General features: G+C 58.9%; 12 protein-coding genes and 1 riboswitch. Of the genes, 11 read left to right on the top strand and 1 reads right to left on the bottom strand.

All coding sequences use genetic code 11. The features are described from left to right. The first annotated feature begins 316 nt into the window (after positions 1-316). The 11 genes from QZZ60_RS08220 (at position 317) to qseC (ending at position 9,021) form a co-directional block, all read left to right on the top strand. The gene (locus QZZ60_RS08220; RefSeq protein WP_295640391.1) at positions 317-715 is read left to right on the top strand and encodes a helix-turn-helix transcriptional regulator; all 399 of its coding nucleotides are present in this window, start codon (positions 317-319) and stop codon (positions 713-715) included. 2 nt (positions 716-717) lie between these two features. Continuing rightward, positions 718-1,194, top strand: coding sequence for a permease (locus tag QZZ60_RS08215; protein ID WP_295640389.1), 477 nt, complete (start codon positions 718-720; stop codon positions 1,192-1,194). Continuing rightward, entirely contained in the window at positions 1,194-1,718 is a 525-nt protein-coding gene (locus tag QZZ60_RS08210; RefSeq protein ID WP_295640387.1) for a permease, read from the top strand. Before QZZ60_RS08215 ends, QZZ60_RS08210 begins: the two co-directional genes overlap by 1 nt. Positions 1,719-1,956: 238 nt before the next feature. Beyond that, positions 1,957-2,562 (top strand): phosphonate metabolism protein/1,5-bisphosphokinase (PRPP-forming) PhnN, encoded by a 606-nt coding sequence (gene phnN / locus QZZ60_RS08205; protein ID WP_295640385.1) that lies wholly within the window; start codon positions 1,957-1,959, stop codon positions 2,560-2,562. A 114-nt stretch (positions 2,563-2,676) separates the two neighbouring features. Further along, positions 2,677-2,821, top strand: a riboswitch (molybdenum cofactor riboswitch). Between the two features lie 83 nt (positions 2,822-2,904). Next, on the top strand, positions 2,905-3,642 hold the full coding sequence (locus QZZ60_RS08200) for a substrate-binding domain-containing protein (protein ID WP_295640383.1): 738 nt from the start codon (positions 2,905-2,907) through the stop codon (positions 3,640-3,642). Positions 3,643-3,752: 110 nt separating this feature from the next. Continuing rightward, the gene (locus QZZ60_RS08195) at positions 3,753-4,562 is read left to right on the top strand and encodes an ABC transporter permease (protein WP_295640381.1); all 810 of its coding nucleotides are present in this window, start codon (positions 3,753-3,755) and stop codon (positions 4,560-4,562) included. A gap of 41 nt (positions 4,563-4,603) precedes the next feature. After that, positions 4,604-5,278: an ATP-binding cassette domain-containing protein gene (locus QZZ60_RS08190; protein ID WP_295640379.1), complete on the top strand. Its 675-nt coding sequence runs from the start codon at positions 4,604-4,606 to the stop codon at positions 5,276-5,278. Next, on the top strand, positions 5,275-6,018 hold the full coding sequence (locus QZZ60_RS08185) for a DUF364 domain-containing protein (RefSeq protein WP_295640377.1): 744 nt from the start codon (positions 5,275-5,277) through the stop codon (positions 6,016-6,018). The genes QZZ60_RS08190 and QZZ60_RS08185 overlap by 4 nt, the downstream gene beginning before the upstream one ends. Before the next feature lie 333 nt (positions 6,019-6,351). Further along, positions 6,352-6,756, top strand: coding sequence for a YgiW/YdeI family stress tolerance OB fold protein (locus tag QZZ60_RS08180; RefSeq protein WP_295640375.1), 405 nt, complete (start codon positions 6,352-6,354; stop codon positions 6,754-6,756). 58 nt (positions 6,757-6,814) lie between these two features. Next, entirely contained in the window at positions 6,815-7,477 is a 663-nt protein-coding gene (locus tag QZZ60_RS08175) for a response regulator (protein ID WP_295640373.1), read from the top strand. Further along, entirely contained in the window at positions 7,474-9,021 is a 1,548-nt protein-coding gene (qseC, locus tag QZZ60_RS08170) for a quorum sensing histidine kinase QseC (protein ID WP_295640371.1), read from the top strand. Before QZZ60_RS08175 ends, qseC begins: the two co-directional genes overlap by 4 nt. Positions 9,022-9,735: 714 nt before the next feature. Here the strand turns inward: qseC and QZZ60_RS08165 are convergent. Continuing rightward, on the bottom strand, positions 9,736-10,446 hold the full coding sequence (locus QZZ60_RS08165) for a response regulator transcription factor (RefSeq protein ID WP_295640369.1): 711 nt from the start codon (positions 10,444-10,446) through the stop codon (positions 9,736-9,738). Positions 10,447-10,596: the final 150 nt, after the last annotated feature.

The following is a 10,596-nucleotide window of genomic DNA, read 5'->3' as shown; positions in this document are numbered from 1 at the left end:
AAGCATCAAGGCCGAATTCAGCGATGCCGAACCAGGCTCCGGCATCGCCTTCCGCACGGCCGTGGAGTCCTTCGACATGCTGGGCGTGAAACGACGCTGAGCCGCTTTTATCCAGAGCCTTCATCCCCGCCGGCATTCTGCCGGCGGGGATTTTTTTGCGCCATGCTTTCTCCCCCGGCGACCCGGACGATGTTGACAGGCCGTCCGCGCTTATTTATTTAAGTATTTACTTAATTAAAATTCTGCCGACGCTTCCGCATCGTCAGCCGCACCGCAGCAAACGATGAGGGACAAAGGAAGCGATTCCGAAAATGCCATGAACAACGCCTCTCTCTTTCGCGCACTGGCGGACGACACCAGGCGCAGCATCGTTCTTCTGCTGCTTTCGGGCAGCTACTGCGTTTCCGCGCTCGCCCGTGCGCTGAACGTGAGTGAAAGCGCCGTTTCCCAGCATCTCAACATCCTGCGCCGCGCAGGACTTCTCACCGGAGAAAAGCGCGGACACTTCATGCATTACGACATCCGCCGGGAAAGGCTGCTCGAGCTCGCAAGAGAGCTTGAAGACATGGCCGCCACGCCAAGAGCTCGGAAAGAAGAAGCAGACCCAGACAAAAACAGGACGAGCCCATGCCCGGAAGAAGTGCGGCGCCGCTGTCACGGCTCGACGCACAGGCGCACTCTGCCCATGGCTCCCCTGCCGGAAAAGGAGCACTGACCATGTCCACAGCCGCTCTCTACGCGCTCACCGCGATTCTGCTTGCGATCTCCTTTCGAAAGAACCGGCAAAAGACCCGGCAGGCTCTGAAAAAAGCCTGGAAATCCTTTGAAAACATCCTGCCCCAGTTTTTGTCCATTCTCGTGCTCATCGGCATCATGCTCGCCGTGATCGACAAAGACACCATCACCCGCCTGCTCGGCGCAGACTCCGGCGCCGCAGGCATGGCCGTGGCCGCGGCCGTCGGATCCGTCACGCTCATCCCGGGCTTCATCGCCTTTCCCCTGGCCGCATCGCTGCTCTCTTCCGGCGCAGGCTACGGTCAGACGGCCATGTTCCTCACCACGCTCATGATGGTGGGCATCGTCACGCTTCCGCTGGAAACGACCTTCTTCGGCAAGCGCCTTGCCGTCATGCGCAACGCGCTGGCCTTCGTCTACGCCGTCATTTCCTCCGTCATTCTGGGGGGGATCCTGTGATGCTCGCGCTCTGCCGTCGCTACCGGATGTTTCTCATTCTCTTCGGCATAAACATCGCTCTTGTTTTTCTCGAGCCTGCCGTCGGGCGTACGGCCTTTGCCCTCACCGGCGACAACGTGCTCGAAATGCTCTCCTTCCTGCCTCCCATCTTCGTTCTGCTCGGCCTTCTCGACGTATGGGTGGACAGGGAAACCATGATGAAATACATGGGCCGCGGCTCCGGAGCCCGCGGCATGCTGCTGGCCTTCATTCTGGGGTCGGCGGCGGCCGGGCCGCTCTATGTCGCCTTTCCCATGACCGGGGTCATGCTGAAAAAAGGGGCGAGCCTGTTCAACGTCTTCATTTTCATAGGGGCATGGTCCACCACCAAAATACCGCTCATCATGTTCGAAAGCGCCACGCTCGGTTTCCGTTTCATGGCGCTGCGCCTTGCCTTCAACCTCGCGGGCATCTTCCTCATTGCGTTCATTCTTGAAAAAGAGACTCGCAGGCACCCGGTCTCTCTTCCCGGACAGCAATCCTGACCCCTTTTCCGACATCCGCTTCCGCTTGAGCGACGTTGACGACGCCCGTCCCCGTCGCATACTCTGACGTCCGTCCGTTTTCCGTTCCTTCCGACGCACGATGAAAAAACGGAACGGAGACAGCCCCCGTCTTTAACCTTCTTCTCCCCCTCAAGGCTGCGCGGACATCCCGCATTTTCGCTCTGCAGCCTTTCCCCTCATCGCGGTCATGCCGCGTTCCCTCAAGGCGGAACAATCCATGCGCGGAAGAATCATCTATGTCATGGGAGCGTCCGGCTCGGGCAAGGACAGCCTCATACGGGAAATGCGTCGACGCCTCCGCAACCTGCCCCTCGCCGCAGCCAGACGCTACATCACCCGACCTCCCTCCCCGGGAAGCGAGCGGCACATTCCCGTCAGTCACGAACGCTTCGAGCAACTTGCCTCCTCGGGCCGCTTCGCTCTTCACTGGACCGCCCACGGCTGTCGGTACGGCATTTCCCTTCGCTCGCTCCGTGCGCTCGAAGACGGCGTTTCCGTGCTCGTCAACGGCTCCCGCGCGGCTTTCGGCGAGGTCTTGCACCGCTATCCCGACCTTATCCCCGTGCTCGTTACCGCGCCGCTCCACACCCTGCGTGAACGACTCGCGCGGCGCAAACGGGAATCGGAGGTCGAGAGGGAAGAACGCCTCTCCGTCGCCCTGTTCCCCGTTCCCGCCGACTTCGCCGGACAAAGGATGATACGCATAGACAACTCGGGGCTCCTCGACGATGCCGCCGACCTTCTTGAGCAGGAGCTTCGCCGTGCGCTCTTCTGCGACCACGCCTGCCCCCGTGCCGAAAAAGTCTCCCCTCCGCACGTCTGACGGAACGACCGCATCTCACCGGATTCCCGTCACCCCGTAAGACTTTCCCGCTTCCGCAACACAACGCCTCTTTTTTTCAGACCCGCTTGACAAAAGAGGCGTCTCCTGTCTATTTCAAAAATAAGTTTTCGAGTCGGTCCGGCTACAGCACACGCCATGCCGCGCCGACCTGAGTTTCTGCTCACAGGGTGGTTCTGGAAACGGGGCCGCCTCCCGCACGGCCTTTCATGGTCTGGAAAGAAAACGCTGCGCTTGTTCCATGCCCGGACTTTCCCTCATGGTTCTGGTGTTTTCGTCTGTGAGCAACACCGGAAACCGCCTTTGCGCGGCATGGAGAATCGCATGAAAAGATTTCCTCTCCTTCTCAGTGTTGCGGCCGCCCTTCTTGTTTCCCTTCCTCTCTGTGCCCAGGCCGAAAAGGCCCTTCACGTCTACTGCGGCGCGGGCATGACGAAGCCCTTCGGCGAAATCGCCGAGGCCTTCACCCAAAAAACGCAGGTTAACATGGAAGTCACCTATGCCAATGCAGGTCAGATCCAGTCGCAGATCAACACCGCGCAGGAAGGCGACTTCTTCATTGCCGGAGCCGCGGAAGAGCTCAGGCCCGTGGAAAAATACGTGTCCGCGCGGCGAGATCTGGTAAAGCACGTTCCCGTGCTCGCCGTGGCAAAGGGCAATCCCAAAAACATCAAAGGCGTCAAAGACCTCGGCGACGGCACCCTCAGAGTCGTTCTCGGCGACGCCAAGGCCACGCCCATCGGCAAGATTGCGGACAAGGCCATTGCCGACGCCGGTCTTGCCGGCAAGGTCAACGTGGTCAGCCGCGGCGTAACGGCGCCTTCCATATTCAACGCGCTGAACGCCGGCGAATGCGACGCCATCATCGTATGGAAGGAAAACGTCTCTCCCGCCATGGACATCGTGAACGATCCGGCCATGGACGCCTATGTGAAGACCATTCCCGCGGCAACGCTCTCCTTTTCCGTCAATCCCGAGGGTCAGAAACGCTTTCTTGAGTTCCTGAGTTCCGACGAGGCCCGGGCCATCTGGGAAAAGCACGGATACGTCGTTCTGAACTGATCTTCCGGGAGCCGTCCGCGCCGACGGCCGTGATGCCCACCCGTCGCAGACGGCTCCCCCCATCTTCTTCCTTCGCCTGCGGCATCGCGGCGTCAGGAGTTCCGCGCGCCATGAAACAGAAGATGTCCCTCTTTGACGGCGCAAGCCTTTTCATCGCCTTTCTGACGATTCTCTTTCTCACGGCCTCCATCGGCACCATCATCGTCGGCGGTCTGCCTTTTCTCTCCGAGGCCCTCCGCTCGAAAGAAGTGCTTTTTTCCATACGGCTGAGTCTCGCCACTTCCACGCTTTCCACCCTTCTCTGCTTCGTCGTGGGCATTCCCTGTGCATATGCCCTGGCGCGATGCAGAATGCCGCTGCGCGGTCTCTGCCGTCTTGTGCTGGAACTGCCGCTGTCGCTGCCCTATCTCGTGCTCGGCCTGTGTCTGCTCATGATGTTTTCCTCAGGAGCGGGCAAGATGCTCAGAGACTTCGGCATACGCGTCATCTTTGAACCGGCGGGCATAGTCATGGCGCAATGGCTCGTCAACATTCCCTTTGTCATACGACTCATGCGCACGGCGCTGGAAGAGCTGGACGGCAGGCTGGAATTCATTGCGGGCACGCTCGGCGCCTCGCGCTGGCAACGATTCTGTACCATCACGCTGCCGCTGTGCCGCAATTCCATGCTCATGGCCGCCATACTCACATGGTCCCGCGCCGTCGGCGAATTCGGCGCGACGCTCATGCTCGTGGGCGTCACGCGCATGAAGACGGAAACGCTCCCGGCAAGCATCTACCTCAACATAAGCACGGGCGACAACGGCATGGCCATGGCTTCGGCCATCATACTGCTGGTGCTGTCGGGCACGGCCCTTCTGCTCTCCACCCTGCTGCGACGCCGCACCGCAAGCCGCATGGAAGGAGCGCTCCGCCCATGACGCCGCTTGCCTTCGAAAACTTCTGTCTCACAAGAGGCAGCATGCACATCAGAAACATTTCCTTTGCCCTGAGGGAAAAGGAAACCTTCGCCATTCTCGGCCGCACGGGTGCGGGAAAGACGCTTCTTCTGGAATCGGCGGCCGGATTCTACGCCCCGGAAGGCGGCAACGTGCTTCTCTACGGCGCGCCGGTACAGGACATCCCTCTCACCGAACGCCGCATAGGCTTCGTGTACCAGGATCACGCGCTTTTTCCCCATATGAGCGTGGAGGCCAACATTGCCTACGGCCTGCGCGTCCGTCATGTCTCCCGAGAAGAACAGAAGGACAGGGCGCGCGGCATCGCCTCCATGCTCGGCATCGAGCATGTGCTGAAAAACTACCCGCAAACGCTGAGCGGAGGAGAAAAACAGCGCGTCGCTCTGGCCAGAGCTCTGGTGCTCAAGCCGCGGCTGCTGCTTCTCGACGAACCGTTCTCCTCGCTCGATCCGGCCACGAAGAAAAAACTTTACGACGAAGTTCAGAGCATCCCGCAGAAATTCGACTGTGCGGTGCTCTTTGTGACCCACGACTTCCGGGAGGCCCAGACGCTCGCCTCCCGCATAGGCATCATGGATCACGGGAGCATGCTCTGCATACGCCGCCCGGACGAGCTTTTCTCGCGCAGCGACAACGCAAGGCTCAATGCCTTTCTCGGTCTGGAGGATAACGCATGACCACACAGGAACTTTACCGGCGACTCAGGCAGGAACTGAAGCGCCTTGTCGACACCCACCGTCTCAACGAAAGCTCCATAGAGCTGAAAAGCCGCGGGCTGTCCCCGGAAGAAGCCATAGGGCATACGCGACGCAAGGATTATCCCATCCTCGCCGGCAGGGAAATCATGCTCCAGGCAAGGTTCGGCGACGCCCTCGGTCAGGCCTTCACGGACGCTCCCTCGGAATTCTGCGGCACGCTCGACGACGTGCTTTCCCTTGATACGGAAAACGATCCCCATGGACGGGCTCTGCTGATCGCCACGCTGAATGCCGTCATGCGCCACACCGGCGACATCGACCACACCGTTCACTGCAAAAACGACGATCTGGAACGCTGCGCCGAAGCGTACGCGACCCGCGTCCGCGAAGGCTTCGGCACCCCCCGCATCGCGCTCGTAGGCTATCAGCCCGCCCTTACCTCCAGACTGTCCCAGGAATTTCCCCTGCGCGTCCTGGACATGAATCCGCAGTTCGTGGGCAGCGTGAAGTCCGGCGTCACCATCGAACACGGCGGCGAAAGCTACCGGGATGCGGTGCTCGACTGGTCCGAACTCGTGCTCTGCACGGGAAGCACGCTGTGCAACGGAACCTTCGTCAACTTTGTGGACATCGGCAGGCCGGTCGTCTTCTTCGGCATTTCCGGCGCTGCGGCGGCAAGGGTATTCTCGCTTCCCCGCTTCTGTCCGTGTTCCTGCTGATCTCACCGCTGCCGCGGCATGACCCTGAGCCCATCGCGCACCGTCCGCCGCCTGTCCCTGAAACCGAACCCGCAGCGGAAAGAACCGCTCCAATCGCCGCGTCATGCCGCAACATCCGATTCTTGCGGCATGACGCGGCTTTTTTTCACCTCTCAGCCTTCTTCCTCTTCCCTGTGCGCCAGAACTGCTTATTAACAATGACAAGGATGAATTTTCAAAAAAAGACAAAAAACTTTTTCATGTAAGGACGCCGTAAGTTTCCCATGCTCTACTGTCCTCAAGTGGAAAAGGCAACGACTGAAAACACATAGATATCATATCATGGAGGCTCTTATGACCATGCTTTCCTCCCGTTCTTCCCGTCTCTCCGCCGTTCTCGGCGCCTCTCTCGCCCTCTCCCTCATGCTCGGCGCTTCGACCGCCCTCGCCAAGGGCCCCGACGGCGGATTCAACCGCGGCGGAGGCTTCACCGGCCCCGGCCCCGCTCTCAGCACCGTGCAGCAGGCCAAGGACATGCGCGACGACTCTCCCGTCACCCTTCAGGGACACATCGTTCAGCACCTCGGCGACGATCATTACCTGTTCAAGGACAACACCGGCACCATCAACGTGGAAATCGATCACAAGCGCTGGCAGGGCCAGAACGTCGGTCCCAACGATCTCGTGGAAATTTCCGGCGAAGTGGAAAAGGACTGGTCTGAACTCGGCATCGACGTAAAGCGCATCATCAAGAAGTAAAAGAAGCAATTACGACCGGCGCGTCCCTCGCGGGCGCGCCGGAGCCACAGGGAGCATCATGCGCATTCTTCTCATCGAGGATGACACGCTCATCGGAAACGGACTCAGAATGGGTCTTCCCGCCATGGGCTTCGCCGTGGACTGGTTCAAGGAAGGCCCGCTCGGCATGGAGGCCCTTGCATCGGCCACGTATGACGCCGCCATCCTCGATCTTGGTCTGCCCGGCATGGACGGACTCGACATTCTGAAACACTGGCGCTCCGCCGGTCACGACGTTCCCGTGCTCATCCTCACGGCAAGAGACGCCATCAGTCAGCGTGTGGAAGGCCTCAATCTCGGCGCCGACGACTATCTCGGCAAGCCCTTCGATCTCGACGAAGTGGCCGCAAGACTGCGCGCTCTGGTACGACGCAGACACGGGGTCACCTCGCATCAGCTCTCGCACGGAGCCGTCAGCTTCGACCCGCAGACCCGCACGGTATCCCTGAACGGCCAGCCCGTGGCTCTGGGACAGAAGGAAGTCATGCTTGTGGAACTGCTTCTTCTGAACAGGCAGAGCGTGCTTTCCCGCAGTGCCATAGAGGAAAAAATCTATCCCTGGGGCGAGGAAGTCAGCAGCAATTCCGTGGAAGTGCTGGTGCACCGCATACGACGCAAACTGGGGTCCGGATTCATCAAGACCGTGCACTCCGTAGGCTACACTCTGGGAGATGCCTCATGAACCACCCGGTCCACCCAGGCGCATGGCTCAGCAGGATCGGACAAGCGTGCCGTCATATCCCGGCATCATGGATAAAAGCGCTTTCCGGTCTTTTTTTTCATGTTCGAAACCTTGCCGGCAACCTGTGGAGCCGGATTCTCTCTCGACCTGTCAGCCGCAGGAGCCTCAGACTGAGGCTGAGTCTGTTCTTCTCCATCTTCATGCTGGCCTCATGGCTTGCCGCCGCACTGTTCACCTGGCAGACGTGCAGAAGCTACATCGACGAATTTTTCGACTCCCAGCAGATGGCGGTGGCCAAAACGCTCGCCGTGGCCGATCTCACGCGCGCGCCGAAGAAGATTCCCAAGCTCGGCGACATGATGCCCGGAGTCAAAAAACACGGATTCGGCCAGCAGGAAGAAGACGCCATAGCCTTTGCCGTGTTCTCTCCCGACGGACGCCGACTGCTTGCCGACGGGAAAAAAGGCGGACGCTTTCCCTTTGAACCGTCAAGGCGAGGCTTCATCAACGAACCCCTGCGCAACGACGACGATGTTTGGCGCATCCTGTGGATAAACTCCCGGGATGGAAAATATGTCATCGCCGTGGGGCAGGAACTTGAATACCGCAGCGACATGACGCTGGAAATGCTGGGAGGCCAGATGCTCCCATGGCTCATTCTGCTGCCCGTGCTTCTCGGGGGACTTTTTCTGCTGCTCACGCGAGAACTGGCCCCCCTGCGCTCCATGGCCGCCGATCTTCAGTCCCGGCAGCCGGAAGACGACACGCCGCTGGACCTGCAGAAGCTGCCTTCGGAAGTTCTGCCCATGGCACAATCGCTCAACGGCTTTTTTGCCCGAACCGGAGAAATGCTGACCCGGGAGCGTTCCTTCATTTCCGACGCGGCGCACGAGCTGCGCACGCCTCTCGCCGGTCTCCGCATTCAGGCTCAGGTGGCGGCGCAGCCCGGCATGAACCCGGAAACACGAAACGAGGCTCTGGCCTTCCTTCGTCAGGGCATAGACCGCTGTTCGCGACTCATCGACCAGCTTCTTGCGCTCTCACGGCTTGAGGCCTCGCACGGCTCCGGTTCCGCGCACTCAGCCGAAGGACTCTCCCTGTCCGCGGTGAGCTGGAACGAGCTTCTGGCCCAGGCTCTGCCGACCTACAGCCCGCGTCTTGAACAGGCGGGCATCCGCCTCGAATCCCGGATATCCTCCCTCAGCGCCTCCGCGGAAGGAAACAAGGCCCTGCTTGCCATGCTGCTGCGCAACCTGCTTGAAAACGCCACTGCCTACGCCACGGAAGGCGGACTCATACGCCTGACCCTAGAGCAGAACAGCCTTACCGTGCAAAACGACTGTGCCTGTCTTCCAGAAGAGAGCGTCAAACGTCTTGGAGAACGCTTTTTCCGCCCGCCGGGGCAGGAAAAAAACGGCAGCGGACTCGGTTTGTCCATTGTACGGCGCATCGCCGCCATCCATGGTTTTCGCCTGAACATAGGCATGGAAAAACATGCCCCCGGCTTTTCCGACTGTTCCTTCAAGGTCACTCTCACCTGGTAATCTCCAGGCGCCTCTTCGTCGTTCTCTCAGCGGTCGAGCCGCCTAAATCCGATGCGCATTTCCGTAAAGAGCCGTTTCCTCGACAAGGAAGCGGCTCTTCTGCTCGAACACGGCATCCCTCCCGCTCCCGGCTTCATCGTTCCGCCCTTCTCTCCGGCTTTCCCCCGGACGGCAGCCTTCCCCGGTCTTTTCCCGTCGGCCCTGCGCAGACGACATTTCCGTCCGGCATTGATCCACCGGCCCTGCAGCGGGCATCCCCGAAACAGATTTCAGAATTGACGCCGGCTTCAGTCGAGCCCGGCTCTTTTTCAGTGACGCCCATCCCGATCACCACCGAAAGAATATTGCAACGAAGCGAAAAGAAAGACTTCCTTCCGACTCAACAGGTTGCGGAAAGATAACCAGACTTCCGAAAAGGCCTATCTTTCAAAGTGTAACAGAGTATTGTCGACGACGTCCCAGGGCAGACGACTATGCTAGAACACTACTATGCCCCCTTGCAGACAGCTTCGGACTCTCTGCAAGGACACGCATGTCCCTTTTGTGAAACGATGATGACCTTCAACATTCCGTCGAACGACAGTCTTATAGACAATTTTTCGTTCAAACAAAAAAATGATGGCTGACATCAGGCATAAATATACAAAAGCACCGACATCATGCGTCCTCCCGGACAGCACGATGCCGGCGCTTTTGCCCTTTGGATCTCAGTCGTCACGGAAGGGGCGTCAAACGGAATCCTACGCGCGGAACCGTCTTGAGAATGGGCTTGTTCTGCTTCTCCAGGTGACTCCTCAGGATGTGAATGTAGGTACGGAGCGCGTCGCTGTTGGGGGGCGTGTCGCCATAAAGCTCGTTTTGAAGTTCGCTGCGGCTGACCACGTTGGGAGCGGCCTTCATGAGGCGGGCCAGAAGCGTAAACGCCATGGGAGGCAGATGCATGCTCTTCCCGTCGCACGTGACGGTATGCGCCTGAGAGTCAAGCTCTATGCCCGCCCAGCTCAGACGAGAGGAGGACAAATGAGCCTTGGAAAGACGTATGGAGGCCAGAATGCGGGCCTCAAGCTCCAGCATGTGCACGGGACTCGTCACGATGTCGTCGGCTCCGCTGTTCAGATAACGGGGCAGATTTTCCAACGTATTTTCGGGCACCAGCAGAATGATGGGTCTGTTGAAGCCTTCCATGCGCAGGCAGGTATAAAGAGGAATTCCGTTCTGATCGGTGAACAGAGCATCGAGAACAAGCGCATCATACGCAGATGTTTTCAGACAGTTTCTTACTTCGTCACTGTCCACAGCGCTGTCAAGCTGATACCCCATGGGTTCCAGATACGCAAAAATTTTATTCATGACCAGCGAATCGGAAACCCCAACCAGCAGATGAAGCTCAGAAACGGAAAGCTGTTTTTTCAGACTGTATAGCATAAGCAGCTCTCTGACAGACTTTTACTTTACAGAAAACAGGAGGAAAGAAACAGATATTCCGAAAATTAAAACTTATACAATATGGAGCGACAACAATGTTCTGCTCCTGCTGTCCGTTACATGCAACTTCAATAAAATACTAGGCTATAG

Origin of the sequence: uncultured Mailhella sp. (genome assembly GCF_905187505.1) — a bacterium.
GTDB lineage: Bacteria > Desulfobacterota > Desulfovibrionia > Desulfovibrionales > Desulfovibrionaceae > Mailhella.
The sequence above is the reverse complement of the archived record's forward strand: the minus strand, read 5'-3'. Positions and strand labels throughout refer to the sequence as shown.